The sequence below is a fragment of the Streptomyces hyaluromycini genome (genome assembly GCF_002217755.1).
Lineage (GTDB): Bacteria > Actinomycetota > Actinomycetes > Streptomycetales > Streptomycetaceae > Streptomyces > Streptomyces hyaluromycini.
The window spans coordinates 228,174-255,157 of record NZ_BCFL01000016.1; the positions used below are offsets into that span (position 1 = coordinate 228,174).

Genomic DNA, 26,984 nt, shown 5'->3' on the forward strand with positions numbered 1-26,984 from the left:
GTCCGATGAGCCAGGCGGCACAGAACCTCAACTGGTTGATCACCAACTTCGTGGACAACACCCCAGGTGTGTCCCACACCGTCGTCGTGTCCGCCGACGGTCTCCTTCTGGCGATGTCCGAAGGCTTCCCGCGCGACCGTGCCGACCAGCTGGCGGCCGTCGCGTCCGGGCTCACCTCGCTGACCGCCGGGGCCTCCCGGATCTTCGAGGGCGGCAACGTGGCGCAGACGGTCGTCGAGATGGAACGCGGATTTCTCTTCCTGATGTCCGTCTCCGACGGTTCGTCCCTCGCCGTGCTGGCCCACCCCGAGTGCGACATCGGCCTCGTCGGCTACGAGATGGCGCTGCTGGTCGACCGCGCGGGCGCGGTACTCACGCCCGACCTGCGTGCCGAACTGCAAGGCAGTCTGCTCCACTGACCGCCCGGATCCAACCCACCTCACCAAATCACCGTCCGGCCGCCACATTCCCCCCACCGGCCACGTCCGACGGCACGACTGACCGACTTGCTGTCCCGCCCGGAGGAACGATGACCCCGCCCACCGCCTCTCATGATCCGTACGCGGAGCCGTACGGGGACGAGGGCGACCAGCCGCTGGTACGTCCTTACGCGATGACCGGCGGCCGGACCCGGCCGCGCTATCAGCTCGCCATCGAGGCACTGATCAGCACGACGGCCGACCCGGCAGCGCTCATGGGGCTGCTCCCGGAGCACCAGCGCATCTGCCACCTGTGCCGCGAGGTGAAGTCGGTGGCCGAGGTCTCGGCGCTGCTCGCCATGCCGCTCGGGGTGGCCCGGATCCTGGTGGCCGACCTCGCCGAGGCCGGCCTGGTCGCCATCCACCAGCCGGGCGGCGACGAGAACAACGGTGGCGCACCTGACGTGACGCTGCTCGAAAGGGTGCTCAGTGGACTTCGCAAGCTCTGACGGAGGCCGGGCCACGACCTCCGCGAAGATCGTGGTGGCGGGCGGCTTCGGCGTCGGCAAGACCACGTTCGTGGGAGCGGTCTCCGAGATCAACCCGCTGCGCACGGAGGCCGTGATGACGTCCGCCTCGGCGGGCATCGACGACCTGACCCACACCGGGGACAAGACCACCACCACGGTGGCCATGGACTTCGGCCGTATCACGCTCGACCAGGACCTGATCCTGTACCTGTTCGGCACGCCCGGTCAGGACCGTTTCTGGTTCATGTGGGACGACCTGGTCAGGGGTGCCATCGGCGCGGTGGTGCTCGTGGACACCCGGCGCCTGGCCGACTGCTTCCCGGCGGTGGACTACTTCGAGAACAGCGGTCTGCCGTTCGTCATAGCCCTCAACGGCTTCGACGGGCACCAGCCCTACACACCCGAAGAGGTGCGCGAGGCGCTGCAGATCGGACCGGACGCACCGATCATCACGACCGACGCCCGGCACCGCGCCGATGCGAAGAGCGCGCTGATCACGCTGGTGGAGCACGCCCTCATGGCGCGCTTGCGGTAGTCGCGGAGCCGTACCCAAGTCGAACGTCGGGTACGGCAGTTGTCGTATGGAAACCGGAGCCGACTGTGGCCTTTGACACGGTCGGCTCCGGTGTTCATAACGTTTCGGCAGAGGAATCCAGTGGTATCGCCACGCGTCGCGGTCGCGCGGTGCCGCTGCGCTCACAATGGCCCCGCCTTTTGGCGGGGCTCGCTCTTTATGACCGTTTTATCTGGGGCTTACATCGGCGCTCTCTGCCCCAATGGACTGTTTGGAAGTGCACCGGACCACGTGCTGGAATGCCTGAACTGCCCAATAGTCAAAGACGTACTGAGTAGTGGTCTGAGACACACCGGGCTCTGAGAGACTGCGGCACGACGATAGGTGCCCGCCGCCGAGAGGTTGTTGGTCGAGTGAGGCGAAGCAAGAACGGTCCCGAGCCGTCGGCACGGGGCAACTTCACCCCGCCGCCGCGCGCTGCGGCGCCCACCCCTGTGCCAGCCGCGGAACCACCGGCCGCGCCCGCGAAGAGCGGCGGCCGTTTCTCCCCGCGGAACTGGCGAGTGCCCACCAGGCTGAACGCGATTCTGCTCATACCCGTGGTCGTCGGCCTGGTCATGGGCGGCTTCCAGGTGAAGAGCTCGATCGACACCTGGCAGGAGGCCCGGGACGCGGAGAACACCGCGCGCCTGGTCCGCGCCGCCCTCACCTACGGCGACGCCCTCTACACCGAGCGTGACGTCAGTGCGGCACCACTGCTCCTGGACAAGAACAAGGCGACGGTCACCCAGGCGCGTGCCGCGACCGACAAGGCCGCCGACGCCTTCGACGCGGCCGCGCAGAACATGCCGCAGAAGCCGGGCCTGGAGCGCCGCCTGAAGCTGTTCCGCGAGGCGGAGCCCACCCTCACGAACCTGCGCGCCGCCGCGTACACCAGCAAGCTCGGCGGTGTGAAGACGGAAGAGGGTTACACCCAGGTCGCCCACCCGCTGATGGAGTTCGCCAACGAGCTCGGTCTGGGCACCGGAAACATCACCTCCTACGGCCGTACCGTCTACGCCATCTCGCTCACCAAGGCGGCCCTGTCGCTGGAGCGGTCGATCGGCATGCACCTGCTGGTCAAGCCCGGTCCGGACGCCGGCAACCTGGCCACCCAGCGGGTCGCCCTCTCCTCGTACGCCTACCTTGAGGGCATCGCCGTCGAGGAGTACGTCGGCGGTGGTACCGAGGCCGACGCGCAGAAGCTGACCGACCTCGAGAAGAAGATCAAGACCGACGGCGCCACGCTGGTCCAGCAGGCCAAGGCCAAGGACCCGAACTACGTGGCCCCGCCGTCCAAGGACAACGCGATGGTCTCGGCGCTGGCGACGCTGCCGAACACCGACGCGAGCACCCGCCAGGCGCTGGCCACCCAGGGCATCACCGCCGAGAACTGGTGGACGGTCAACACCCTCAAGTACCAGGCCTACCGCACGATCGAGTCGGACATGGCCGACAAGGCGGTGAGCGAGGCCTCCAGCATCGCCGACGACGCCAAGACCTCCGCGTTCATCACCGCCGCCGCGGTCATGGTCGCCCTGCTCGCCGCGTTCATCCTGGCCGGCATGGTGGCCCGCCAGATGTCCCGCTCGATGCGCCAGCTGCGCAACGCCGCCTTCGGCATCGCCGAGCAGCGCCTGCCGATGCTGGTCGACCAGCTCTCCCGCACCGACCCCGGCCGGGTCGACACCCGGGTGGCGCCGATCCCGATCACCACGACCGACGAGATCGGCGAAGTCGCCCGCGCGTTCGACCAGGTCCACCGTGAGGCCGTCCGGCTCGCCGCCGAGCAGGCCCTGCTGCGGGGCAACATCAACGCGATCTTCACCAACCTGTCGCGCCGCAACCAGTCGCTGATCGAGGGCCAGCTGACCCTGATCACCGACCTGGAGAACAACGAGGCCGACCCGGACCAGCTGGAGAACCTCTTCCGCCTGGACCACCTCGCGACCCGTATGCGCCGCAACGGCGAGAACCTCCTGGTCCTCGCCGGCGAGGAGCCCGGCCGCCGCTGGGACCAGCCGGTCCCGCTGGTCGACGTGTTGCGCGCCGCCTCCTCCGAGGTGGAGCAGTACGAGCGCGTCGAGCTCTCCGGCGTCCCGGAGGCCGAGATCCACGGCCGCGCGGTCACCGACCTCGTGCACCTGCTCGCCGAGCTCCTGGAGAACGCCACCACGTTCTCCTCCCCGCAGACCAAGGTCCGCGTCACCGCGACCCGTCTCCCCGACGGCCGCGTCATGATCGAGATCCACGACAAGGGCATCGGCCTCACCGCCGAGGACTTCGCGGACATCAACCACAAGCTGGCCAACCCGCCGACCGTGGACGCCGCGATCTCCCAGCGCATGGGCCTGTTCGTGGTCGGCCGGCTGTCCGACCGGCACGGCATCCGCGTCCAGCTGCGCCCCTCCGGCGAGCAGGCCGGCACCACCTCGCTGGTCATGCTGCCGGACGCGATCACCCACGGCGGTGGCGGCGAACAGCAGCTGGACCGCGACGAGTTCACCGTCTCGCAGATCATCCCGGAGCAGCAGTTCCAGGCCGAGAGCTTCAGCCAGCCGCAGCTCCAGCCGATGCGTACGGCGGCCGAACTCGGCTTCGACGACAGCCGCTACATCGAAGTCCCCGACGACATCCGCGACCTCGACCCCGTGGGCCGCTCCCTGATGCGTGAGGAGCGCCGTGCGGCCCTGGAGGCCCAGGCGCAGCCCGCACCGGGCACAGAGCTCCCGCAGGCCCCCCAGGCCCCGCAGGAGACCGCGGAGATCCCGTCGTACGTCGACGAGTTCGACAGCGGCGGGCAGGGCTACGGCACGAACGGTACGGGCTTCCAGGAGCAGCCCACGGGCTACGACGGGCAGCCGGCGTACCAGGAGCAGCCGCAGAGCACGTACGACGAGCAGTACTACGCGCCGAACGGCGGCCTGCCGCAGAACGACACGTTCTCGCCCGACGCGTTCGTGAACGGCGGCTACCCGGAGCCCGCTTATGCGGAGCCGGTCCAGGAGGGGCCCGCGGCCGCGCAGGCCGCGGCCGCCGAGGCGTTCGCGGCCTTCGGCGAGCAGCCCTACCAGGACGACTGGCCGCAGCAGGACGGTTACACGAACGGCTACCCGGCCCAGTACGCTCCGGAAGCGGAGTCGACGCAGGCCGGTGACGTGGGCGAGCGGAACCGCGTAGGCTTCGACCGTCCGGGAGCGGCCCCCTCCGCGGGCCACCGGCTGACCGACGCCGGGCTGCCCCGCCGGGGCTCCGGCGGCGGCGCGAACGGCGCGGGTCCCGTGCAGCAGGCCTCGGCACCGGCGGCTCCGGCACCGGCGGCCCCGGCTGCGGAGCCGGTCGGCGACAGCTCCTGGCGTTCGCAGAACGACGAGCGCTGGCAGCAGGCCTCGGCGCTGCGGAGGCCCAAGGCGGGCGGGGTCACCTCCTCCGGCCTGCCGAGGCGGGTACCCAAGGCCAACCTGGTCGAGGGAGCCGCCGAGAGCACCCCTCAGGGAGGCCCACAGGTCTCCCGCGCCCCGGAGGACATCCGGGGCAGGCTGAGCAACCTGCGTCGCGGCGTCGAGCGCGGACGCAACGCAGGCAGTGAAACGAACGGCCAGGGCTTCGGTCCTGACAGCACCTACAACCAGGAGCGTTAGTGTGAGCCCGATGAGCCAGGCGGCACAGAACCTGAACTGGTTGATCACCAACTTCGTGGACAACACCCCGGGGGTGTCCCACACGGTGGTGGTCTCCGCCGACGGACTCCTTCTGGCGATGTCCGAAGGCTTCCCCCGCGACCGCGCCGACCAGCTCGCGGCCGTCGCATCCGGTCTGACGTCCCTGACGGCAGGCGCCTCCCGGATCTTCGAGGGTGGCAGCGTGAATCAGACGGTTGTGGAGATGGAGCGGGGATTCCTGTTCATCATGTCCGTTTCCGATGGATCATCGCTGGCGGTCCTGGCCCACCCGGAGGCCGACATCGGCCTGATTGGGTACGAGATGGCCCTTTTGGTCGACCGCGCAGGCACGGTACTTACCCCGGATCTGCGTGCGGAACTCCAAGGAAGCCTTCTCAACTAACAGTCAGGCGGTGCGTTTTGGCGTCCCGGGGCCGTAAGGTTTCGGGACGCGGCTCCACAAGGATGGGTGCCCGGCACGGTCGGAGGAGGAGAGAAAGTGGCAACACCCCCAGGCGGTTCTAATAACGGCAACTGGTCGTACGGGCCTGCGCAGGGCCAGGGCGACGGTTCCGGGAACCGGTACAACTTCCCCTCCACGCCGAGCCACCGGCAGCCGTACGCACCGCAGGGCCCCGGTCCCTCGCCGTACGACCAGCCGCCGGCGCCGCGCATCCAGCCGGTGCAGCCGCAGCGCCGCCCCGAGCCGGCGCCGGCCTCGGGGTCCAACAACCCCCTGGTGCGTCCGTACGCCATGACCGGTGGCCGGACCCGCCCGCGGTACCAGCTCGCCATCGAGGCGCTGGTGCACACCACCGCGCAGCCGCACCAGATGCAGGGCCAGCTGCCCGAGCATCAGCGGATCTGCAACCTCTGCCGGGAGATCAAGTCGGTGGCCGAAGTCTCGGCCCTGCTGTCGATCCCTCTCGGCGTGGCCAGGATCCTCGTCGCCGACTTGGCGGAGGCGGGCCTGGTCGCCATCCATCAGCCCGGCGGCGACGAGAACGCCGGTGGCCAGCCAGACGTGACACTGCTCGAAAGGGTGCTCAGTGGACTTCGCAAGCTCTAGCGGCGGTCCTTCCCGCTCCACCACCTCCGCGAAGATCGTGGTGGCGGGCGGCTTCGGCGTGGGCAAGACCACGTTCGTCGGTGCCGTCTCGGAGATCAACCCGCTGCGCACAGAGGCCGTGATGACGTCCGCGTCTGCCGGCATCGACGACCTCACCCACACCGGGGACAAGACGACCACCACGGTCGCCATGGACTTCGGCCGTATCACCCTGGACCAGGACCTGATCCTGTACCTGTTCGGCACCCCCGGTCAGGACCGCTTCTGGTTCATGTGGGACGACCTGGTACGAGGCGCGATCGGCGCGATCGTCCTGGTCGACACCCGCCGCCTCGCCGACTGCTTCCCCGCGGTCGACTACTTCGAGAACTCGGGCCTGCCCTTCGTCATCGCCCTCAACGGCTTCGACGGCAACCAGCCCTACAACCCCGAAGAGGTCCGCGAGGCCCTGCAGATCGGGCCGGACACGCCGATCATCACGACCGACGCGAGGCATCGTGCCGATGCGAAGTCGGCGCTGATCACTCTCGTGGAGCACGCCCTGATGGCTCGGCTCCGGTAGTTCCGGCGACTGGGCTGCCACGGCTGGTCGTACGCCGACTGCGGGTAGATCGTGGCTGGTCGCGCCCACGCGGCGGAGCCGCACATAGATTGAGCCCCGCGCCCCTGAAGGGGCGCGTCCTCGGGCCCCTTCTTTGAAGGGGCCCTCGGTTTTTTGTCAGGAGCAGGTTGCCGTCACCATGTCGGCGACGACTCCGCGGCCGCCCGTAGGGCCCGTGTTGGTCAGGGTCAGGTCGATGGTGCCGGTGTGGAAGGGATAGGTGCGGGTGGTGTACCAGCCGCCCGCGTCGTAGGTGTGCTGGTCGAAGGTGAAGGCGTACTTGTAGTCGGCCTGGCCGTCGACGGTGCTGTCCACGTCGTAGACCTTGTAGTGGGCCGTGGTGGCCCAGGTGCCCGTCGCCACGTGGATGCGGAAGCTGCACGCGTCGGCCTTGGTGCCGGGGGTGAAGACCCAGTCGGCGTTGGCGGTCCAGCCGTCGTCGTGGTCGTCGTAGAGGTTGATGTACCTGGCGGCACCGCAGCCGTGGAGATAGGCACCGCCCGTGGTCTCCTTCCAGGCCCCCTCCTTGGCGTTGAAGCCGGTTCTCGCCGCGCCCGCGGAGGCGCAGCCGGTGCCCGCGTAGCCGGTCCAGGTGACCGTCGGGGTCCGGCTGGTGGCGACGCCCGGGGCGCTCGGGGAGGGCGACGCCGTCCGCGTACCGGTGGCGCCCTGGCCCGAAAGGGCGGCCCCGGAGGCCGAGCGGCCGGGAGTGGCCGAGTGCCGGGCACCGGGTGACGGCGTGCCGGACGGGCTCACCGCGGCCGGGGCCGAGGCCGTGGGGCCGCCGGTCTCCGGTGGCGTGGTGGTGAGCGTGGAGGTCCCGGAGCGGCCGACGTTCAGGGCCACGGCGACGGCGATGCCGGTGGCGAGGACGAGTGGTACGGCGGTGAGCCGGACGCGGACCACGGTACGGCGGGTGGCGGCCCTGGCGAGGGTGTCGTCGACCTCCTTCCGCCGGGCGGCCAGCCGGGCGGCGGCGGCCGTCGGCAGCCAGGCCAGCTCCTCCGGGCGGTCGGCGCCGCACAGCGCGAGGATCTCCTCGGGCGTCGGGCGACGCCCGGGATCCTTGTCCAGGCAACGCCCGATCAGCTCCCGCAGCCGGTCGTCACCGCAGTCGAGGGCGGCCGGGTCCGGATCGGCGTGCGCGATGCGGTACAGCACCTCACCACTGGTGCCGTCGCCGAACGGCGGCACACCGGTGGCCGCGTAGGCGAGCACACAGCCCAGGGCGAACACGTCGGAGGCCGCGGTGACCGCCCGCCCGTCGGCCTGCTCGGGCGCCATGAACGGCACCGTGCCCACGCGGACACCGGTCCGGGTCAGCCGGGCGGCGTCCGCGGCGCGGGCCACCCCGAAGTCGACGACCTTGGGGCCGTCGTCGTCCAGGACGACGTTGCCGGGCGTCAGGTCGCGGTGCAGCACACCGGCGCCGTGGATGGCGGCCAGGGCCTCGGCGATGCCGGCGGCCAGGCCCAGCACGACCGCGGCAGGCAGCGCGCCGGCGGACCCCACGGCCTCCGCCACGGTCGGTCCGGGCAGGTACTCGGTGGCCAGCCAGGGCCGTTCGGCCTCCGTGTCGGCCTCCAGCACGGCCGCGGTGTAGGGCCCCGACACCCGGCGGGCCGCCGCCGCCTCCGCGGTGAACCGCTCCCGGAAGTGCGGGTCCTCGGCCAGGTCCGCCCGCACCACCTTCACGGCGACCGGCCGCCCGGCCCGGGACACCCCCAGGTACACCACGCCCATCGAACCGGCCCCGAGACGACCGAGGAGGCGGTAAGGGCCCGCCTTCGCGGGGTCGGAGGAGGAGAGGGGGGTGACGGGCGGGGCGGAAGAGGGGGCGGGGGCCGTGAGCTCCGGTCCGGGTTCCGGGGCGTCCGTCGTCACAGCGTCTGTCGCAGCGGCGTCCGTCGTAGCGACGGCGGCCAGGAGCTCCGGGGCGTGGCCGCTGCGCAGCCGGGTGTCCAGTTCCCGCCAGCGGTCCTGCCAGCGCCGCACGTCACCGCCGCAGGCGGTCACGAACGCGGCGGTGACCTCCCACGACGGCAGCCGGCGTCCGGACGCGGCGTCCGACAGGGCGGAGGACGAGTAGCGGGCGCGGGCCGCCAGTTCCCGGTAGGTGGGCGAGCCGGGTGCCTGGGCCCGCAGCTCACGCAGTCCCTCGGCGAAGTCCTTCAAGGGACCGTCCGGAACCGGAGCTTCCCGTCTGCCCATCGCGCCGCCCCTCAGCCCCACGGGTACCACCGTCCGGTCATATTAGTGCTCGGCCGGTGCGGTGGCCGTCGTGATCCGGCCATGACGGGCGGTCAGCCGCCGGTGCCGGCGGTCGCGGCGACCTGGTGCAGGACGGCGCGGTCGGCGTCGGTGATGTCACTGGTGAACACGAGGATGAGGACGGGGTGTTCGGCCACGGCGGCCCGCAGGTCGTCGGCCAGGTTGTCGCCGGTGTCGCCCGTGGCGCCGCGCATCTCGGCGATGACGGGCGTCCGTCCCCACGGCGCGGACAGGGTACGGCCGGGGACGACGCCGTTGTCCTGGAGCCAGATTCCCTTGGCCACCGCATAGTTCACGATCTTGTTCTCGTCGTAGCCGTCGCTGCCCCCGATGAACGTCTTGTCCGGCATCAGCGCCAGCGGGGTGCGGTGGAAGACGTTCGTGTACGTACCGATGGTGTGCTGGGCGTACCCCCACCACAGCTCGTCGGTGTAGCCGACGGCCTGCCACAGCGAGAGCAGGTCCGGGTTCTTCTCGCTGTCGGCCTTGCTCTCCCCGCCGACGCCGAGGGAGATGTCCACGGCGGAGACGGCCGCGTCGCCGTCGTAGCGGGCGGCGAAGGCGGCCAGAAACGTGTCCAGGTCGCTCTCGAAGGTCTGGTTCCAGTATTCGGGCATGACCGCGCCGTCCTGCTCGGTCACCGACTTCACGCCCTGGGCGTAGACCCAGGCCGGGGTGCCGTGCGCGGAGTCCGCGGCGGTGTCCCACTTCGCCCAGCCGGCCGCGGACACCCGCAGCACGACCTTCTTGCCCGCGGCCACCCAGGGCTTCATGTCCTGGTCGATGAGGTTCCAGCAGTACTGGCCCGGCCGCGGCTCCAGTTGGGCCCAGTAGTAGACGAGCGACCGTCCGGCCACGTCCGGGTCGGTGGCGAGGTCTGGGGTGTTGCCGCCGCTGAAGGCGTAGACGCCGCGGAAGGAGGGAGCGGCCGAGGTCGTCGCGGAGGGCGTGGCGGAGGTGACGTCCGAAGGCGTGGCGGAGGTGACGTCCGAAGGCGTGGCGGAGGTGACGTCGGAGGGCGTGGCCGGTTCGATGTCCGGGCTGGTCAAGGGGCCGGCCGAGGGCGTTCCCGGCGTCGGCGCCGACGACGTGTCGCAGGCCGCCGACGCCGTGCCGGAGCCGGAGCCGGAGCCGGTGGACGGTGTCGGCGAGTCGCCGGCCGGTGTCGCCGAGCCTGCGGACGGTACCGACGAGGCGGCCACGTCGGCGATCCGGGCCGTGTGCGGGGCGTCTGCCGGTCCGGGCAGCGCGTACAGCGCCGCTCCGGTCAGTACCGCCGCGAGGGCTCCGGCGCCGTACGCGACGGCTCTGCGGAACGCGGGCGGCAGATGCGAGCTCTGCATGGGGACCTCTCTTCGTCTCGGTGTCCTGCTTCCAGTCCACGCAGGGGCTCGCCGCTCAACCAGCGTTGTTTGTTGATCAGTTGACCTCGGACATCGGCCGCCGCACCGGGCCTCGTTCGCCGTCAATCGGTCAACAAAAGCTGCTGGTGCGTCAATTCGCCGGGCCGTCAAGTGGAGTCATCGCCCCTTCCCCCCCCGCTCTCCGGGAGACCCCGCCATGACCGCCGTCCGCCTGACCCGCGTCCCCCTCCTCTCCGTCCTCCTGGCTCTCCTCCTCTCCCTGACGGGCGCCTCCGCGGCGGCGCACGGCACCGCCACGACTGCGCACGGCCCGCACGCGCCCACCGCCTCCCCTGGCACCGCCAGACCCACTCCGCGCCCCGCCGCGAAACGGCACTCCCCCGCCCGGCCCGCCGCCCGTACCGTCCTGCTGCGCCCGGGAGACACCCTCTGGGGCCTGGCCCACCGGTACGGCACCACGGTCGCCGCCCTGCAACGCGCCAACCGCCTGGGCACCTCCACCCTGATCCGGGCCGGCGACCGCCTGACGATCCCCGCGTCCGGCGCCGGGAGCGGTCACCGGTCGACGGCGCACACCACCCCGGCCCCGGCCCGGGACCCGGCGGGCAGCGTCGCGGTGGCGTTCGCCCGCGGCCGGCTCGGCGTCCCGTACCGCTGGGGCGGCACCGGGAACGGCGGCTACGACTGCTCGGGGCTGGTCCGGGCCGCCTGGGACGCGGCCGGTGTCCGGCTGCCGCGCACGGCCGCCGCCCAGGCCCGCACCGGATCCCGTACGAGCCGGGCCGAACTCCGGCCGGGGGACCTGGTCTTCATCTACTCCTTCGGCCACGTCCAGCTGTACGCGGGCGGCGGCCGGGTCATCGAGGCCGCCCACACCGGCACCCGGGTCCGGTACGCGCCCCTGCCGGCCGCGGCCGCCGTCGACGCGTACGTCCGCGTCCACGCCCCGGCCGGCACGCCGGCCGCCCGCACCACCGCGACACCGGCCTCCGCGACACCGGCCTCCGCGGCGGCGCCCTCGGGCGGCTCGGCGCGCCACGCCGCGGCCGCCGTCTTCGGCGGTCAGTACGGCTGCGCCGCCGAGATCATCACCCGCGAGTCCGGCTGGCGTACCACCGCCACCAATCCCACGTCCGGCGCCTACGGCCTCGCGCAGGCCGTGCCCGGTTCGAAGATGGCCCGCTACGGCGGTGACTGGCGTACGGATCCCGCCACCCAGCTGCGCTGGATGCGCTCCTACGTCACCGCCCGCTACGGCAGCGCCTGCGCCGCCTGGGCCTTCTGGCAGACCCACCACTGGTACTGACAACCCAAGGAGAAATCATGTTCGACTTCCTGTCCCGGCGCCCGTCCATCCTGTTCAGGCGCCCCTCCCTGCGCATCACCGCCGCCCTCCTCACCGCCACGGCGATCGTCGGCACGGGCGTCGGCCTCAGGACCTCCGGCGCCCTGCCCGAGCTCGCCGGCCGGCACTCCTCCGCCACGAAGATCGGCTCCGTCGCCGACGCGGTGGTCTGCGCGCCGGGCACGGGCACCGTCGTGAACCCGGGGACCGGCACCGTCGGCCTCGGCGGCACCGGGACGTCCGACTGCTCGCAGGGATCCGGGAGTTCCGCGGGTGCGCCCATCGGCGGCGACACCGTACGGTCGTGCTGGCTGGCGACGTCGGGCGAGGACGCGTTCAAGGAGTTCATGAAGGGCTGGATCAGCAACAACAGCCAGCGCTGGGCGGGCGAGCTGCAGAACTCGGGCGTGGACCCCGCGACCGCGACGCCCAGCAGTCCGCGCGTGGACAAGGCGTTCACCCAGATGGAGCAGTCGTTCTACGACTCCTCCAGCGCCTTCGCCCAGGCACTGGCCAGCGTGGCACAGAACGACAACGAGCATGTCTCCAACTGCACGGCCAGTGACGACGGTCCGGAGCCCAACTGGATGGACGAGGCGTTCGGCCAGGCGGTGGACCTGCAGAACGAGACGCCGTGGTGGCTGGAGCAGGCCGAGCAGGCCCTGGTGCAGGCGGTGGCCCAGACCGCCTGCGACAACGCCGGCGGCAGCTGCTGACAGCCGTACACGCCGTCGGCCCCGCCACCCGAGAGGGTGACGGGGCCGACGGTCGTCGTACTCAAGCGCCGTACTACGGGCTCAGTGCCAGCTGTGCGGGGCGCGGAAGCCGTTCTCGCGCTCCAGGCGGCGCCAGCCTGCCTTGGCACGGCCTCGGTGGGTCTGCTCGGTGTCGGCGGTCGGCCGGGCGGCCGCGCGGGCCAGGAGGACCGCCGTTATGGCGGCGACTTCCTCCGGGTCGGCGTTGCCCTTCTCGACGCGGATGTCAGGCACGTTCATGGGTGTCAGTCTCCGTGAGAGAGGTTTCCGCAGGATTACTGCGGGGGGTTGCCGTGCTTACGGGACGGCAGGTCGGCGTGCTTGGTGTGCAGCATCGCCAGGGACTTGGCGAGCACCTCACGGGTCTCGGCCGGGTCGATGACGTCGTCGACGAGGCCGCGCTCGGCCGCGTAGTAGGGGTGCATCAGCTCGGACTTGTACTCCTTGACCATGCGGGCCCGCATGGCCTCGGGGTCCTCGGCCGAGGCGATCTGGCGGCGGAAGATCACGTTGGCGGCACCCTCGGCGCCCATGACCGCGATCTCGTTGGTCGGCCAGGCGTAGGTGAGGTCGGCACCGATCGACTGGGAGTCCATGACGATGTAGGCACCTCCGTACGCCTTGCGCAGGATCAGGGAGATCCGGGGCACGGTCGCGTTGCAGTAGGCGTAGAGGAGCTTCGCGCCGTGGCGGATGATCCCGCCGTGCTCCTGGTCGACACCGGGGAGGAAGCCCGGTACGTCCAGGAATGTGACGATCGGAACATTGAAAGCGTCACACATCTGAACAAAGCGCGCAGCTTTTTCGCTCGCCTCGATGTCCAGGACGCCCGCCAGCACCTGCGGCTGGTTGGCGACGATGCCCACCACCTGGCCGTCGATCCGGGCCAGCGCGCAGATGATGTTCCGCGCCCAGCGCTCGTGGACCTCCAGGTACTCGCCGTCGTCGACGATCTCCTCGATGACCTTGGCCATGTCGTACGGCCGGTTGCCGTCGGCCGGGACCAGGTCGAGCAGCACGTCGCTGCGGCGGTCGATCGGGTCCGTGGACTCGACGCGCGGCGGGTTCTCGCGGTTGTTCTGCGGGAGGAGGGAGAGGAGGTAGCGGACCTCCGCGATGCAGGTCTCCTCGTCGTCGTACGCGAAGTGGCAGACGCCGGAGGTCTCCGCGTGGACGTCGGCGCCGCCGAGCCCGTTCTGGGTGATCTCCTCGCCGGTGACCGCCTTGACGACGTCCGGTCCTGTGATGAACATCTGCGAGGTCTCGCGGACCATGAAGACGAAGTCGGTGAGAGCGGGGCTGTAGGCCGCGCCGCCCGCGCACGGGCCGAGCATCACGGAGATCTGCGGGATCACGCCCGACGCCTTCGTGTTGCGCTGGAAGATGCCGCCGTAGCCGGCGAGCGCGGAGACGCCCTCCTGGATGCGGGCGCCGGCGCCGTCGTTCAGCGAGACCAGCGGGGCACCGGCCGCGATGGCCATGTCCATGATCTTGTGGATCTTGGTGGCGTGCGCCTCGCCCAGCGCGCCGCCGAAGATCCGGAAGTCATGGGCGTAGACGAAGACGGTACGGCCCTCGACCGTGCCCCAGCCGGTGATGACACCGTCGGTGTACGGCTTCTTGGCCTCCAGGCCGAAACCGACCGCGCGGTGCCGGCGCAGCTGCTCGACCTCCTGGAAGGAACCCGGGTCCAGGAGCAGCTCGATGCGCTCCCGGGCCGTCAGCTTGCCCTTGGCGCGCTGTGCCTCGGTCGCCTTCTCGCTGGGTCCCGCCACGGCCGCCGCACGGATCTCGTGCAGCTCGGCGACCCGCCCGCGCGCGTCCGTCGGCTCACCGGTGGGCTCGCCCGTCGTCTCTTCCAAAACGGTCATGTAGCGACCTTACGAAGGACACCAAGGAATGAGAGACGTCGACTCCGTACAGTCTCCGACGCGTTTTCCTGGAACCACTGAACAGAACCAGAACCGCATGCAGCCGTTCCGACTGCTCAGGGGGCTTCGCCGTTGTAGGGGTACCACAAAGGCATCGGCTGAGACACGCCTCACATTCCCCGCCGGCCCATACCACCCGCGGAGTGACACAGGACTCCGGACGGCGGTTCACCCACATGGAGCCTAGCCGCTCCCCCCAGCGGGTCCGGTCGCCGTATCGGGCGAAGCGACGTTACGGTGAGTAATGACCGCGACACGCGGACCGATGATGTTGAAGGTTGAATGGAATAGGTCTACGGTGTCTCTCGTTGAGTTCGTTGAACGTTAAACATCAAGTCCGCGCCTTCCGCATCCACCGCTTCGAAGCCGCGACCCGTCCCCCAAGGAGCACCTCATGGGCATCTTCGGCCGCAAGAACGACGAGACGACCGCCGCCGGCACCGGCGCCGACACCGCCGCGCTGACCGGCGACTACACGATCGACCCGGCGCACACCACGCTCGGCTTCGTGGCCCGCCACGCGATGGTCACCAACGTCAAGGGCAGCTTCCAGGAGTTCGAGGGCACGCTGCGCCTGGACGGCGAGAACCCGTCGAAGTCCACCGCCTCGCTCGACATCAAGATGGACAGCATCACCACCGGCAGCCCCGACCGTGACGGTCACCTGAAGTCGGCAGACTTCTTCAAGATCGACGAGTTCCCGACGATGACCTTCCGCTCCACCGAGGCGGAGGCCCTCGGCGGCGAGGACTACCGCATCACCGGCGACCTCACGATCCTCGGTGTCACCCGGCCGGTCACCATCGACCTGGAGTTCAACGGCGTAGCCAAGGACCCGTTCGGCAACGAGCGCGTCGGCTTCGAGGGCAAGGCCGAGATCAAGCGCTCCGACTGGGGCGTCACCTGGAACGCGGCGCTGGAGACCGGTGGCGTCCTCGTCTCCGACAAGATCAAGCTGAACTTCGACATCTCGGCGATCAAGAACGCGTGAGCCCGCGGCGCCGGACCGCCGGCCCCGACCACGCCCGCTGAGCGCCGCCCTCCACTCCCCTGAGGGCGGCGCTCGGCCATGTCCGGAGATCCTGCGCGTGTCCTGAGCGGGTCCGGCGAAGTCCGGTGCAGTTCGGCAGCGCCCCGAAGGGGCGCTGGGGGTACCCCCAGCCGAAGGCTGGGGGAGGAACTGCGCGACCAGCCACAACGGCGCCGCAGACGGCAGACGGCAGACGGCACATCGCGGCACTTCCAGCGGAGCGCTTAGTAGTCGATGGTCGGGTACCAGTCGCCTCTCCCCTGCGGGGTGAGGTCGAGGAGGTGCCAGACGGGTGCCAGGAGGTCGATGCCGCGCTCCTGGATGTCGTCGGCCAGCCGTGGATGGGCGGAGTAGGTGTGCCGGACGGTGCCGTCACCCGTACGGGTGAAGACGGAGACCGTGGAGTCCTGTGCACCGTCCTTGTCCTCACTGCCCAGGTCGTACTTGAACGTGCTGTCACCACAGCTGAGCAGCCGCAGCCGGTGCCAGCCGCGATCGCGGGCGTACTGACGGAGGGCGGGCGGGTCGGCGGCCGCGGCGATGACGAAGTCCGCGTTCCGGGCCACGTGGTGGGCGATGCCGTTGTAGCCGTCGATCCACATCGTGCACATCGGGCAGGCGCTGGTCTGGAGCTTGCCGTACATGAAGTGGTAGACGATCAGCGGCCGTTCGGGTCCGGAGAACAGCTCGCTCAACGCGACCTCGCGGACCGGGGTGTCCCCGGCGTCGAGGTCGCCGGGCCCCTCCAGGAAGACGTAGTCGTCGACGGCCGGCCCCTGCGGGAGCGCCCGCCGCAGTGCCGCGACCTCCTCCCGGCGCCGCATCAGCCCGATCTCGGCCAGCCGCAGCTCCTCGCGGGCACCGAGATACTCCTCGGACTCCCCGACCAGCCTCGTCTGCCGCACCATCGCGTCCTCCTGGGGTAGGCATCCCCCCGTGGCGGTCCTTCGAGTCTAGGACGGCGGCCTCGATCACTCCCGTCGTGAGGCGGGGGCGCGACTTCGGGAAGTACGTTTCCCGAAAGGGAGGGATGACGGGGCGGGGCTCAAGCACCCGTCACCGCGAACTCGCACCAGACCACCTTCCCCGGCTGCCGCTCCCCCACCCCCCACTTGTCCGCGAGCAGGCTGACCAGCAGCAGGCCCCGGCCGTGTTCCGACTCCGGTGACATGTCGCCGAAGCGGAGTTCACCCGGGCCGCTGTCGTGGACCTCGGCGCGGAGGACTCCGTCGGGGTGCAGGGCCAGCCGGAGGCGGAAGCCCCGGCCCGGGGGCACTCCGTGGAGCACCGCGTTGGTGGTCAGTTCGCTCACGCAGAGCAGTACGTCGTCCGCGCGCGGGCCGACCTCCCAGTCGGCCAGGGCCGCGCGTGTGAAGTCGCGGGCCACGCCGACGGATCTGCGGTCCCGGCGGTAGAACGCCTCGCGGGTGTGGGGGTGTTGGGGTTCCGGGTTCATGAGGCGAGTGTCACCGTGAGTGATTAACATGGATCAGTGAGTGATCTCGTAGTTCTGACTTCTACGAGTCCACTACGAGCGGTTCGGGCGCACACGGGGGAAAGGGACACGCATGCAGGTGGCGAGGAAGCCCAAGAAGGTCGGTTCGTGGCATGCGGTCGGAGCGCTGGTCGCCCACTACCGCAAACAGGCGCGGCTGACGCAGGAGCGGTTCGCCGAGCTCGCGAACCTGCACGTCGACACGGTGGGCTCTGTTGAGCAGGGGCGGCTCGCCCTGCAACCGGACCGGGCGGAGCAGTTCGACGAACTGCTCGGAACGGGCGGGGCGTTGGCCGTGCTGGTGGCGAAGATGCCGGTGCGGGAGCGGATCGTCCAGTTCGCGCAGGGGCTCATCGACCATGAGCAGGAAGCAATGGGTGTTCTGTCGTACGAGATCCAGCTGGTGCCTGGACTGCTCCAGACCAGGGAGTACTGCCGCGCCACCTTCGACTCTCGCTATCCCGCGCTCGGGAGCGAGACGGCTGAGCAGTGGGTGGACGCCCGTATGGAGAGGCAGTTGATCTGGCAGCGGGACCGCCCGCCCGTGGGGCATTTCATCCTGGAGGAGAGCATCCTCAGGCGAGAGGTCGGCAGCCGTGAAGTAATGCGGGCGCAGGTCCGCCAGATCCTGGAGTACACCGAACCGATCCACATGAGCGTGCAGATCATGCCCATGGACCGGATGCCGCACGCAGGGCTCGCGGGCCCCATGACGCTACTGGAGACACCAGAGCACAACTACCTTGTCTACCTGGAGGTTCAGCGAGCAAGCTTTCTCGTCGACGATCCCGACGAGGTCAGCGACTATCACCACAAGTATGGAATGCTGCGGTCACAGGCCCTCTCGCCCGAGGAGAGCGCGCGCTACTTGAATGGACTGCTAGGAGAGTCATGAACACCGCAGCATCGCTTGCCTGGTTCAAGTCCAGCTACAGCAGCAATGAGGGCGGCAACTGCATAGAGGTGGCCACCCACCCCGCCGCCGTCCACGTTCGTGACTCCAAGAACCCCGACGGCGCCCGCCTCACCGTCTCCCCCGCCACCTGGACCGCCTTCCTCGGGCATACGGCCAAGTGACCGTCGCCTGACCAACGGCGTTGTCGGCTACTAAAGATCAGTGCCAGAACCGTGTGGCTGAGGACCCAAGCTGTTGCACGCGCTGGGCGAGGATGCCACCGACCGGGGTGCGCTCCGGTTCCTGGACGCACAGGGACCTGGACCAGATCGGGCACTCCCCAGCAGCCCCGGGGGACGAGTAAGGACTCCTGACAAAAGTGCTGGGCTTGGCCTGGTCAGCGGTCGGTGTCGGGCACGAGGCCGCCGGGCGGCGGGATGCAGTCAGCCGCGCAATCGCACGCGATAAACCCGGCGACGTCGACGGTCATCCGGGATATTGGTCGCCATGGAGGAGGTCAAGGTCGTCGGCGCCCATTCCGAGCGCGCGACCCTGCGCGTCGGCGACGTGTTCCTGAAGGTGGACGCCGATCAGGCACGCATCGACGTCCAGGTCGAGGCGATGACTTTGGCGCCGGTGCCGACCCGCGGAAGTCCTGTGGCACAAGCCGCCCGTGCTCGCGATCGCCGCGGCCCCGCGGTGTGATTGAGCGAGGTGACCGGCACTTGGGCGCGACATCTGTCACTCCTGCGGCGCCCACAACGTGCGCAGTGAGCTGTGACACGACAGTTGGCGCTTTGTCACGAGGACCGGAACCGCCGTGGGTGACAGAAAGCTCGAAAAGTCGGCGTATTTTAGGCCGGTCGTCACGACAGCGAGCGGGACCGGATCAACCGAGACGACGCCGACCATCCACACTCCCGGGACCAGCGGGTGAGATTGCCGGCGCCCCGGCGCCGCTCAGTCACAGCCCCCTATGGCTGAGTGGGTCCGGCTGACGGGACGCGTTGTCGGCGCAGGAGCAGCCCTGCGGGCCGCCACAGGGTGAAGGCCAGGCCGAGGCCGAGCGGGATCTGCAGGAACTGCTGGATCACCGGAAGCCCGGGCTTGGCCCCCCGCCTGAGCGGGGCATCGCCCTGCGGATCGACGGTCACCGTATGCGATGACCGAGGCGCAGCACACCGCGAGCATGCAGCCGCCGTTTGTTAGGAGTCGTAAGTCCGAAGTCTCCGGCGCGGCATCGGGCGCTCCGAGTCCCGGCCCAGACCCGCCTGCGTCGTGCAGGCGAACGGCCGCTCGGACTCAGGGAACACCCGGGCCCGCAGCATTGCCCGCCGCACGGCCCGGCTACTCTTCACTGCCATGCACATACCAATCACACAGCGGACACTCAGAGTTCACCTGGCGGTCGGGCTCACTCTGGGATTGCTCCTGCTCATGCTGGCGAGAGCACAGCCGGCCGCGGCGGCCAGCACCCTGGACCCGATATCCGACCCCGGCAAGATGACCCTCACAGCCGGGGACTTCGCGTCTCGCTGGCGCGCCATCGACGCCGTCGAGGCGAGCGGCAAGGTGACCGCGTACAACTCGCTGGCGCCCCTGCTCAGCGGGAGCGGGCACAGTGGCCGCCCGTACCTGTGCCACGGCAGCCAGAACCTCAACACGTCCTACCGCGTCGACGGCTTCTGCTGGGAGCAGGCGGACGACACCACCGGCGACTGGGTGCCCCAGGGCATCACCGGATCGCATGACGCCCAGCCCGACGGCAAGTGGCTCGGCAAGTACGTCTACATCGCGTCCTGGCACAGCAGGAACACCGGCAGCAACGAGTTCGCCCGGATCTCCGTCGTGGACAACGACGGCGGAGACCACACGATCTACAACCACATCATGCTGGTCGATCCCTATATGGAGACCCAGACCACGGGGAACTTCCAGGCCGTGGGCGCCGCCGGCAGCCCGTTCGCCGGTCACGCCGACGGTATCGCCTGGTACGGCAACAGGCTGTTCGTGGCGAGCGGACACCAGATCCAGGTCTACGACCTGCGCCACCTGTGGCGGATGTCGGACAACACGCGCGAGTCCGTCGGGATCAGCGACGGCAAGTCCTCCGCTCGCTGGCACAACTGGGTCCTGCCCATGATCGGTTTCTACGACAACGGAATCAAGGGCGACCCCTGCACGGACCTCAACCCGTGCATGACCTCCCTCAGCCTCGACCGCACCGGGACGGACGGGCTCATCACGTCCGAGTTCCGCCGTTCGGCGGGCGGCGCCCCGATCGTGCGCTGGCCGCTGAACGCCGCGGACACGCTGCTCGACACGGACGGCACGACCAATTACGAAGGCACCGTCCACGCCACAGCCGGCTACCGGACCCCGGTCTGGGGGGTGCAGGGAGCGGCGACCGACGGCACATACTTCTACTTCAGCGGCACCTGCCCTGAATACGCGGACCGGGACCCCAACGACTCGGCGACCGCCGATCTTCCGTACTGCATCCACTGGGCGAAGCCCGGCAGCGCGCCGCACGTGCTCACGTACGGCCCTCCGCTCATCCAGAACCTCTCCTGGGCCCCCTCCTCCGGCCGCCTGTGGGGCATCAATGAACGCATAGCCCCAGCACCGGGGGTCCGTTCGGTGTTCTCCCTCGACCCGCCCAACTGAAATCCGTCCGACGGCCCCCGGTCCGAAAACCGGGGGCCGCCACCCTCACCCGGGGAAGCCGAAGGAAGACCCCCCGCTCGGTGACCAGTACGCCTGGCGTGAGCAACGGCGCCGCCAGTCCTCGGCTCGGATCTGCGTCGAACACGCCAACGCCGAGCACAAGCAGTGGCGCCCGCTGCGGCGCTTCCTCGGCCGCCGCGAGCACTACCCGGCCATGCACCGGGCCATCGCCGGCCTGGTCTCCGACCGAGCCGCCCAGCGGCCCACCCGCCGCAAACCGAGCACCGAACCCGTGCTCGCCAGCCCGATGACCCGTCAAGTCAGCCACCAGTCCAACTCTCAGATCATCACGGCTCAACATCAACGGCCGACGACGTCGTCAGCCTCGCTCAGCCGTGCCTCGGAGCGTGCCGCGACCCTCCTGCGTGGCACCGGCAGCAGCCACCAAGCCGACGCCACCGACAGGACCGCGCCCACCGCGATGCCCTCCAGGCGGGTCGGCAGCAGGGAGTCGGCGTCCTGGCCGAAGTAGCCGAGGAGGAGGGAGAGGGCGCAGGTCATGCCGGCGGCCCAGTAGGCGTAGTTCAGGGGGCGCAGCCAGAGGGCGATCGCGAGGGTCGTGAACATCAGGGCCACCGCGGTGTGGCCGGTGACGCCGGCCGCCGCCACGCCCGTCGCCAGGAGCGTGCCGAGGCAGGCGCCGGCCAGGCGCTCAAGTCCCTTGCGCAGGACGTCGGTACGGCCGCGGTTGCCGCTCGCGGCGACGTAGGCGGTGAGTACGACCCAGGGCCAGTGGTCGTCGAAGAGCAGGTGGCCGAGGGCGAAGGCGGCGGCGATCCCGGCGGCCATCTGGAGTGCCATGCGGGTGCTGGGGCGGGGGTGGAGGCGGGAGCGGCGCGACGGTGCGGCGGGAGCCGGGTCCGGGCGCCAGGGTCCGAAGTGGTCCGCCAGCCCCTGCACCAGCCACACAGCGGCGCACGCCATCGCGCCGGTCAGCGCCGACCAGCCCCAGGTCACCAGCCCGCTCTGGGCCTCGGGCGGCAGGGCCGGGCCGGGCACGACGAGCAGGGCGACCAGCGGGAGGGCGATCAGGGTGCCGGCCTTGGTGGCGGCGGGGCCGTAGCGGCGGATCCAGATGGCCAGCGCCATCGCAGCCGTGTAGACGGCGGCGCCGATCGCGTAGTGCGAGGCGAGCAGCCGGGCGAGAAAGATCGAGGCGCCCGTCGTGACGGGCAGCAGCACCAGCGTGGTGAGCCGGCGGCGGGTGTCGGCGGTGCGCTGGGTCGCGGCGAGGGTCAGGGTGAGGGCGACCGCGAGGACCAGTACGTCGGTGTGCAGCCCGGCGGCCCCCTCCAGTGCCAGCGCGGCTCCCCAGGAGAGCAGAACGGCGGTCATCGTCAGCCCGGCTTCGTACGCGTTGCGTATGAGTTTGGCGGTCACGCGACCGAGAGTACGGGAAAAGGAGCAGTAGATAGTAAGTAATCGCGTAGGATCTGGCCTATGGAACACCTCGCCGAAGCCGCCCGTTTCCGTCGTGCCGTCCTCCGGTTCAACCGGCGGCTGCGCCAGGAGCGCGGGGACGGCAGCCTCAGTGCCAATCAGCTGACGGTGCTCGGGCATCTGTACCGGCACGGGCCGTCCACGCCCGGCGAGGTCGCGGCTGCCGAGCGGCAGCGGCCGCAGTCGCTGACCCGGGTCTTCGCGGAGCTGGAGGCGGAGGGACTGGTCGGACGGGCGCCGGACCCGTCCGACCGGCGGCAGTCCGTGCTGAGCCTGACCGGGGCGGGGCGGGGCGCGCTGGAGGCCGACATGGCCCAGCGGGACGCCTGGCTGGCAGGGGCGTTCGGGGCGTTGAGCGAGACCGAGCGCGGGGTGCTGCTGCTCGCCGCCGCCGTGATGGAGCGGCTGGGAGATGCCGGGTAGGTCAGAAACCGCCGCCGAAGTCCCCGCTGTCCCCGCCCCCGCCGCCGAAGTCCCCGCCCCCGCCGAAGTCCCCGAAGTCCCCGGGGTCGAAGTCCGCGCCCGACACGTCGCCGCCCTGGTAGCCGTCGGCGCCGAAGTCTCCGTACCCGGTGCCGTAGTCGGCCGCGTAGGCGGGCGCGGACATCCAGCCGCCCAGGGCGGTGCCGAGGAGGAGGCCGGGGAGGATGCCGCCGCCGAAGTAGCCGCCCGCCCAGGGGCCGTAGGCCGGGCCCGCGTCCCAGTAGGGGCGGCGGCCGTAGTCGGTGTCGACCTCGCGGATCGCGGGATCGCGGCCGTCGGCGAGGCGGGCGGCGTCGGCCGCGCAGACCGGGACCTCGCGGGGCGCGCCGCCGGACGGGGTCCAGATGGCGTCCGTGACCGAGGGGCCGTGCCGGGGGTCGAAGAAGCAGGGCGGGCGGCGCTCCGGCAGCGGGCGGCCCTCGCGGCGGGCGGCCAGCTGGGCGAGCGAGAAACGGCCGTCCTCCAGGGCCTGGGTGACCGCCCGGACGTCCTCCGGTCTGCGGGCGTCGGCCATCGCGGACTTCGCCTGGTCGTAGGCGTTCAGCGCGCGCTCGTAGTCGGCGCGCATCGCGTCGTCGGCGCGCGGCTCGGCCGGGTGGAAGTCGAGGCGGTCCAGTTCCTCGCCGAACGCGGTGATGTCCTCGTCCACGACCACCCGGAGCCGGTCGAGGGCGGCCCGCTGCTCCTCCTCGTGGCGTCGGCGGCCCCGGCGTACCAGGGCGTACGCGCCCGCCCCGCCCGCCACCACCACGGCTCCGATCGCGATCAGCGCCGTACTGGACACTCCCGAGCCGCCCGCGCTGCCGCCGCCCCAGGCCGAGGGGGCCTTGCCGCCCATGTTGGTCAGGGCCCGGTCGGTGAAGTCGGTCAGCTGGGCCTTGGCGCTCTCGCCCTGGACGCTGGTGACCAGGTTCTGCACGGCCGTGCGGGAGAGCACGGACGAGTCGGCGCGGGCGTCGAAGCGGTCGCCGAGGCGGATCGCGTAGAGGCCGGTGATGCCGGTGGCGGTGCGCAGGTCCGTGAAGAGGTTCTTGGTGGGGTAGTCGGCCGGCAGGACGGCGATGAACAGCGGTTTGTTCGCGTCCTTGACCTGCCGGGCCAGGCTGTCGGCGTCGGCCGTGGAGAGCTGGGCGGCGGCCGCCGGGTCGACGTACACCGGGTTCTTGCGGAGGGCGTCCGCGATCGCCGAGACGCCGGTGACCGCGGACGCCCGCGGGGCGAGCGCAGTCAGGGCGACCAGCGCCAGCGCACACGCCATGAGCAGCAGCCCCGGGAGGCTTCGGGTGGTCCGTCGCACCGCGTTCATGCTTCGAAACTACCCTGAAGCCTCCCCGGGAGTGCTGTCCCTCTACGCCGCCCGGTACGCCTCCGTCAGCTTCTCCACCGCCGCCGCGTACCTGCCGGTGAGCAGCAGGTGGTCCGCGTCGGCGAAGGGCTTGGAGACGGCGGCCGTGATCGACTGCCCGATCTTCGCCTGGACCAGCAGCCGCGCCTTGGCGACCAGCTTCCGGCCGGCCGCGTCGGAGCCCGCCCGTTCGGCCGCCTTCGCGGCCACGCCGAGCGACTTCAGGGTGGCCTCGCCGCCCTTGGGGGCCCTGGTCAGGGTGGTCAGACCCCAGCCGTAGGGGTACTGCGGGTCGTACGACGCGTCGCCCACGTTGATCGGCAGCTGCGCCTCGGACTTCGGCCAGGTGACCGGGAGCTGCCCGGTGAAGGCCTGCTTTCCGTAGAGCACGTCGGCCACGCCGTCGCCCTCGGTGCCCGGCAGCCAGGACGCCACCAGGGAGTCGATCTCGCCGAGCCGGTCGCCGACCAGCTGCGGGCGCCCGGAGACGATCAGCACCGCGCACTTCATGGCCGCGCACACCTTGTCCACGGCGGCCTGGTCGGCGGGGGTCAGCGTGAGGTCGTTGCCGTTGCCGACGTCTCCGACGCCCTCGGCGTAGGGGGTCTCGCCGACCACGACCACACCCACGTCGTAGCCGCTCGTCGGCGCCGAGGCGTCCTTGGAGTAGGTGACGTCTCCCCCGGCGTTCTTCATGCCCTGGAGGATGGTGGTGCCGGTGGTGTGGGTGCCGGACGCGCCCTGCCAGGTGAGGGTCCAGCCGCCGGTCTGGTTGCCGAGGTCGTCGGCGTTGGACCCGGCGACGTACACCTTCTCCGACTTCTTCAGCGGCAGCACGTCGCCGTCGTTCTTCAGCAGCACCTGCGACTCGGCGGCCGCCTGCCGGGCCACCGCCCGGTGCGCGGTGGAGCCGATCTTCGAGGCGCCGGACGTGTCGGCGTACGGGTGCTCGAAGAGCCCCAGCCTGAACTTCTGGGTGAGGATGCGGGAGACCGCGTCGTCGATGCGCTGCTCGGTGACGGTGCCCGCCTTGACCTGGTCGATCAGGGACGCCGTGAAGTCCTTGTAGCCGTACGGGACCATCATCATGTCGACGCCCGCGTTGACGGCTGTGCGCACGTGCGAGGCGTAGTCGCCGGGGAGCTGGTCCATGGCGTTCCAGTCGCTGATCACGAAGCCCTGGAAGCCCATCCGGCCCTTGAGCTCGCCGGTGATCATGTCGGCGCGGGCGTGCATCTTCACCGGGCCCTGGCCGTCGCCGACGATGTCCAGGGAGGAGTAGGAGGGCATGACGGTGCCGATGCCCCGGTCCACCGCGGTCTGGAACGGCGCCAGGTGGATGGCCTCCAGCTGCTGCCGGGTGACCGTGGTGACGCCCTGGTCGACGGTGTACGTGCCGGTCGTGGACGAGCCGTAGGCGGTGCCGCCGTCGCCGACGAAGTGCTTGGCGGTGGCCAGGACCTTGTCGTCGTCCTTGAGGTCGCGGCCGTCTGCCCGTCCCTGGAGGCCCTGGATGATGGTCTCCATGGACTTCACCAGGGCCGGGTCCTCGCCGAAGGACTCGTAGGAGCGGCCCCAGCGTTCGTCACGGCTGACGCAGAGGCAGGGGGCGAAGTCCCAGGGGATGCCGGTGGCGCGGACCTCGGAGGCGGTCACCGCGCCGGTCTTCTCGGCCAGTTGGGGATCCCTGGTCGCGCCGATGCCGATGTTGTGCGGCATGATCGTGGCGCCGGCCAGGTTGTTGTGGCCGTGCACCGCGTCGACGCCGTAGATCAGCGGGATCTGGAACCGGGTCGCCTGCGCCCGGAGCTGGAAGGAGTCGATCATCTGCGCCCAGGCCGCGGCCGTGTTGGGCGTGGGGGTCGAGCCGCCGCCGGAGAGCAGCGAGCCGAGGTCGTACGCGGAGACGTCGCCGCCGGTCCCCACCGCACCGCGCTCGGCCTGGGTCATCTGGCCGGCCTTCTCCTCCAGGGACATCCGGGAGAGGAGGTCGGCGACCCGCTTCTTCACGGGCAACTTGCTGTCCAGGTACGGCAGTCCGTGGGCGTCGATGACGACCTGCGGGGTCTCGGCGGGGGCCTTGGCGCCGGTGACCGTGAGCTTGAGCGGGATGGTCTCGGCCGATTCGGCCGAACGGTCCTTCAGCGTCGGCACCTTGATGGTCTGCGTGGCGCCGGAGGCCGTGCCCGCGGGGAAGGTGAGGGTGCCGGAGACCGCCCGGTAGTCCTTGCCGGCGTCGGCGGTGCCGCCCGTCGTCTCGTAGGCGACGGTGACCGGGTCGTCGATCGGGGCGGATCCGGTGGTGGCGACGGTGACCTTCACGGCCGCCGTACCGCCCTCCTTGACCGGGTAGACGGCCGCGTCGGTGGTGACGGAGGCGCGCAGCGCCTGGTCGGCCTTGCCGTACAACTCCACGTCGTCCATGGCGAACTGGCCCTTGACCCCGACGGGCAGGGTGACCGCGTAGCCCCACATCTGGGTCAGGCCGAGGACGTGGTCGATGCCGCCGACGGGCTGGTAGTCGGTCCGGTAGACGAAGTCCGTGAACGGGATCTCGATCTGCTTCCAGCCGGTGAAGTCGTCGGTGAACGACGTCGTCCAGAGCTCCGAGGCCTCGCCGTTGGCGCCGCCGTCCTTGATCTCGAAGGCGATCTTCTTGCTGTTGTCCTGGCCGTCCCACCAGAAGCGGATGCCCTTGTGGGCGGACCAGTCGTGGGCGGGCTCGGCGGCGGCGAAGTCGTGGGTGAAGCCCCCGTAGCCGCTGATGTCGTACGTCCCCGAGAGGACCTTGGCACCCTCGGGGGCGTCGGCGCGGTCGGCGAACTGGAGCGCGGGCGGGTCGTCGCTGTCGCTTCCCCAGGTGAAGATGCCCTCGGCGGGCTGGGAGGCGAAGGGGACCTCGCCCTCGAAGTGGTCGACGGGGGTGGGGGCCGGGTCGTCGGCGGCGCTGGCGGCCGACAGGGGGATCAGGGCGGCGAGTAGGGCGGTGGAGACGAGCAGGGCGGCTCTTGGCATGGACCTTCCCTCGACTCTCTGGTTCACTCGGGGCTCTCACAGTTCACTCATGGC

At 70.6% G+C, this 26,984-nt stretch carries 23 protein-coding genes and 1 pseudogene; 15 read left to right on the top strand and 9 right to left on the bottom strand.

Annotated features, from left to right (window positions below; all coding sequences use genetic code 11):
- The first annotated feature begins 5 nt into the window (after nt 1-5).
- From SSP29_RS01085 to SSP29_RS01115, 7 genes are all read left to right on the top strand, one after another.
- Nucleotides 6-419 carry a roadblock/LC7 domain-containing protein gene (locus tag SSP29_RS01085; RefSeq protein WP_003973453.1) on the top strand — a complete coding sequence of 138 codons (414 nt, stop codon included), beginning with the start codon at nt 6-8 and terminating at the stop codon, nt 417-419.
- Between the two features lie 110 nt (nt 420-529).
- A complete protein-coding gene (locus SSP29_RS01090) occupies nt 530-928 on the top strand; it encodes a DUF742 domain-containing protein (RefSeq protein WP_019058642.1) in 399 nt (132 codons plus the stop codon).
- Nucleotides 909-1,484 (top strand): GTP-binding protein, encoded by a 576-nt coding sequence (locus SSP29_RS01095; protein ID WP_046729249.1) that lies wholly within the window; start codon nt 909-911, stop codon nt 1,482-1,484. The genes SSP29_RS01090 and SSP29_RS01095 overlap by 20 nt, the downstream gene beginning before the upstream one ends.
- Nucleotides 1,485-1,876: 392 nt before the next feature.
- A complete protein-coding gene (locus SSP29_RS01100) occupies nt 1,877-5,143 on the top strand; it encodes a sensor histidine kinase (RefSeq protein ID WP_089098548.1) in 3,267 nt (1,088 codons plus the stop codon).
- Between the two features lie 10 nt (nt 5,144-5,153).
- Nucleotides 5,154-5,567: a roadblock/LC7 domain-containing protein gene (locus SSP29_RS01105; protein WP_005479603.1), complete on the top strand. Its 414-nt coding sequence runs from the start codon at nt 5,154-5,156 to the stop codon at nt 5,565-5,567.
- Between the two features lie 96 nt (nt 5,568-5,663).
- The gene (locus SSP29_RS01110; protein WP_089098549.1) at nt 5,664-6,233 is read left to right on the top strand and encodes a DUF742 domain-containing protein; all 570 of its coding nucleotides are present in this window, start codon (nt 5,664-5,666) and stop codon (nt 6,231-6,233) included.
- Complete coding sequence (locus SSP29_RS01115; RefSeq protein ID WP_046729246.1) at nt 6,214-6,795, top strand: GTP-binding protein; 582 nt, start codon at nt 6,214-6,216, stop codon at nt 6,793-6,795. The genes SSP29_RS01110 and SSP29_RS01115 overlap by 20 nt, the downstream gene beginning before the upstream one ends.
- A 156-nt stretch (nt 6,796-6,951) precedes the next feature.
- On the opposite strand, the gene SSP29_RS01120 is transcribed toward SSP29_RS01115, so the two are convergent.
- Together SSP29_RS01120 and SSP29_RS52425 are read right to left on the bottom strand one after the other, a co-directional pair.
- Nucleotides 6,952-9,045: a serine/threonine-protein kinase gene (locus SSP29_RS01120; protein ID WP_107436127.1), complete on the bottom strand. Its 2,094-nt coding sequence runs from the start codon at nt 9,043-9,045 to the stop codon at nt 6,952-6,954.
- A gap of 92 nt (nt 9,046-9,137) precedes the next feature.
- Nucleotides 9,138-10,448: a hypothetical protein gene (locus tag SSP29_RS52425; RefSeq protein WP_089098550.1), complete on the bottom strand. Its 1,311-nt coding sequence runs from the start codon at nt 10,446-10,448 to the stop codon at nt 9,138-9,140.
- 217 nt (nt 10,449-10,665) lie between these two features.
- On the opposite strand from SSP29_RS52425, the gene SSP29_RS59275 reads away from it, so the two are divergent.
- On the top strand, nt 10,666-11,775 hold the full coding sequence (locus tag SSP29_RS59275) for an aggregation-promoting factor C-terminal-like domain-containing protein (protein ID WP_089098551.1): 1,110 nt from the start codon (nt 10,666-10,668) through the stop codon (nt 11,773-11,775).
- 17 nt (nt 11,776-11,792) lie between these two features.
- Nucleotides 11,793-12,530 (top strand): hypothetical protein, encoded by a 738-nt coding sequence (locus tag SSP29_RS01135; protein WP_089098552.1) that lies wholly within the window; start codon nt 11,793-11,795, stop codon nt 12,528-12,530.
- 81 nt (nt 12,531-12,611) lie between these two features.
- On the opposite strand, the gene SSP29_RS01140 is transcribed toward SSP29_RS01135, so the two are convergent.
- Together SSP29_RS01140 and SSP29_RS01145 are read right to left on the bottom strand one after the other, a co-directional pair.
- Entirely contained in the window at nt 12,612-12,809 is a 198-nt protein-coding gene (locus SSP29_RS01140; protein ID WP_089098553.1) for an acyl-CoA carboxylase subunit epsilon, read from the bottom strand.
- 35 nt (nt 12,810-12,844) lie between these two features.
- Nucleotides 12,845-14,440, bottom strand: coding sequence for an acyl-CoA carboxylase subunit beta (locus tag SSP29_RS01145; RefSeq protein ID WP_089098554.1), 1,596 nt, complete (start codon nt 14,438-14,440; stop codon nt 12,845-12,847).
- A 454-nt stretch (nt 14,441-14,894) separates the two neighbouring features.
- Here SSP29_RS01145 and SSP29_RS01150 point away from each other — a divergent pair, with 454 nt between their 5' ends.
- Nucleotides 14,895-15,491 (top strand): YceI family protein, encoded by a 597-nt coding sequence (locus SSP29_RS01150; RefSeq protein WP_089098555.1) that lies wholly within the window; start codon nt 14,895-14,897, stop codon nt 15,489-15,491.
- A 263-nt stretch (nt 15,492-15,754) separates the two neighbouring features.
- On the opposite strand, the gene SSP29_RS01155 is transcribed toward SSP29_RS01150, so the two are convergent.
- A complete protein-coding gene (locus SSP29_RS01155; protein WP_150133342.1) occupies nt 15,755-16,438 on the bottom strand; it encodes a DUF899 family protein in 684 nt (227 codons plus the stop codon).
- 137 nt (nt 16,439-16,575) lie between these two features.
- Entirely contained in the window at nt 16,576-16,986 is a 411-nt protein-coding gene (locus SSP29_RS01160; RefSeq protein WP_089098556.1) for an ATP-binding protein, read from the bottom strand.
- 112 nt (nt 16,987-17,098) lie between these two features.
- Here SSP29_RS01160 and SSP29_RS01165 point away from each other — a divergent pair, with 112 nt between their 5' ends.
- The 4 genes and pseudogenes from SSP29_RS01165 (at nt 17,099) to SSP29_RS01180 (ending at nt 20,587) form a co-directional block, all read left to right on the top strand.
- On the top strand, nt 17,099-17,920 hold the full coding sequence (locus SSP29_RS01165) for a helix-turn-helix domain-containing protein (protein ID WP_089098557.1): 822 nt from the start codon (nt 17,099-17,101) through the stop codon (nt 17,918-17,920).
- Entirely contained in the window at nt 17,917-18,102 is a 186-nt protein-coding gene (locus tag SSP29_RS01170) for a DUF397 domain-containing protein (protein ID WP_089098558.1), read from the top strand. Before SSP29_RS01165 ends, SSP29_RS01170 begins: the two co-directional genes overlap by 4 nt.
- Nucleotides 18,103-18,427: 325 nt before the next feature.
- Nucleotides 18,428-18,621 (top strand): annotated as a pseudogene (locus SSP29_RS01175) (aminoglycoside phosphotransferase family protein); the annotation flags it as partial.
- Nucleotides 18,622-19,357: 736 nt separating this feature from the next.
- Entirely contained in the window at nt 19,358-20,587 is a 1,230-nt protein-coding gene (locus tag SSP29_RS01180) for a hypothetical protein (protein WP_150133345.1), read from the top strand.
- A gap of 360 nt (nt 20,588-20,947) precedes the next feature.
- Here SSP29_RS01180 and SSP29_RS01185 read toward each other — a convergent pair whose 3' ends face one another.
- Complete coding sequence (locus tag SSP29_RS01185) at nt 20,948-22,027, bottom strand: FUSC family protein (protein WP_089098559.1); 1,080 nt, start codon at nt 22,025-22,027, stop codon at nt 20,948-20,950.
- Nucleotides 22,028-22,087: 60 nt separating this feature from the next.
- Between SSP29_RS01185 and SSP29_RS01190 the strand changes: the two genes are divergently transcribed.
- Nucleotides 22,088-22,510, top strand: a complete 423-nt coding sequence (locus SSP29_RS01190) for a MarR family winged helix-turn-helix transcriptional regulator (protein ID WP_089098560.1) — start codon at nt 22,088-22,090, stop codon at nt 22,508-22,510.
- A gap of 1 nt (nt 22,511) precedes the next feature.
- On the opposite strand, the gene SSP29_RS01195 is transcribed toward SSP29_RS01190, so the two are convergent.
- Complete coding sequence (locus SSP29_RS01195; RefSeq protein ID WP_089098561.1) at nt 22,512-23,876, bottom strand: hypothetical protein; 1,365 nt, start codon at nt 23,874-23,876, stop codon at nt 22,512-22,514.
- A 42-nt stretch (nt 23,877-23,918) separates the two neighbouring features.
- The gene (locus SSP29_RS01200) at nt 23,919-26,930 is read right to left on the bottom strand and encodes a glycoside hydrolase family 3 protein (protein ID WP_089098562.1); all 3,012 of its coding nucleotides are present in this window, start codon (nt 26,928-26,930) and stop codon (nt 23,919-23,921) included.
- Nucleotides 26,931-26,984 lie beyond the last annotated feature (54 nt).

Bases quoted from the DNA above. Each gene is read 5' to 3' on its own strand.
- SSP29_RS01085 (WP_003973453.1), top strand. From the start codon at position 6: ATGAGCCAGGCGGCACAGAACCTCAACTGGTTGATCACCAACTTCGTG.
- SSP29_RS01090 (WP_019058642.1), top strand. From the start codon at position 530: ATGACCCCGCCCACCGCCTCTCATGATCCGTACGCGGAGCCGTACGGG.
- SSP29_RS01105 (WP_005479603.1), top strand. From the start codon at position 5,154: ATGAGCCAGGCGGCACAGAACCTGAACTGGTTGATCACCAACTTCGTG.
- SSP29_RS01120 (WP_107436127.1), bottom strand. From the start codon at position 9,045: ATGGGCAGACGGGAAGCTCCGGTTCCGGACGGTCCCTTGAAGGACTTC.
- SSP29_RS52425 (WP_089098550.1), bottom strand. From the start codon at position 10,448: ATGCAGAGCTCGCATCTGCCGCCCGCGTTCCGCAGAGCCGTCGCGTAC.
- SSP29_RS59275 (WP_089098551.1), top strand. From the start codon at position 10,666: ATGACCGCCGTCCGCCTGACCCGCGTCCCCCTCCTCTCCGTCCTCCTG.
- SSP29_RS01135 (WP_089098552.1), top strand. From the start codon at position 11,793: ATGTTCGACTTCCTGTCCCGGCGCCCGTCCATCCTGTTCAGGCGCCCC.
- SSP29_RS01140 (WP_089098553.1), bottom strand. From the start codon at position 12,809: ATGAACGTGCCTGACATCCGCGTCGAGAAGGGCAACGCCGACCCGGAG.
- SSP29_RS01145 (WP_089098554.1), bottom strand. From the start codon at position 14,440: ATGACCGTTTTGGAAGAGACGACGGGCGAGCCCACCGGTGAGCCGACG.
- SSP29_RS01150 (WP_089098555.1), top strand. From the start codon at position 14,895: ATGGGCATCTTCGGCCGCAAGAACGACGAGACGACCGCCGCCGGCACC.
- SSP29_RS01155 (WP_150133342.1), bottom strand. From the start codon at position 16,438: ATGGTGCGGCAGACGAGGCTGGTCGGGGAGTCCGAGGAGTATCTCGGT.
- SSP29_RS01160 (WP_089098556.1), bottom strand. From the start codon at position 16,986: ATGAACCCGGAACCCCAACACCCCCACACCCGCGAGGCGTTCTACCGC.
- SSP29_RS01165 (WP_089098557.1), top strand. From the start codon at position 17,099: ATGCAGGTGGCGAGGAAGCCCAAGAAGGTCGGTTCGTGGCATGCGGTC.
- SSP29_RS01170 (WP_089098558.1), top strand. From the start codon at position 17,917: ATGAACACCGCAGCATCGCTTGCCTGGTTCAAGTCCAGCTACAGCAGC.
- SSP29_RS01180 (WP_150133345.1), top strand. From the start codon at position 19,358: ATGCTGGCGAGAGCACAGCCGGCCGCGGCGGCCAGCACCCTGGACCCG.
- SSP29_RS01190 (WP_089098560.1), top strand. From the start codon at position 22,088: ATGGAACACCTCGCCGAAGCCGCCCGTTTCCGTCGTGCCGTCCTCCGG.
- SSP29_RS01195 (WP_089098561.1), bottom strand. From the start codon at position 23,876: ATGAACGCGGTGCGACGGACCACCCGAAGCCTCCCGGGGCTGCTGCTC.
- SSP29_RS01200 (WP_089098562.1), bottom strand. From the start codon at position 26,930: ATGCCAAGAGCCGCCCTGCTCGTCTCCACCGCCCTACTCGCCGCCCTG.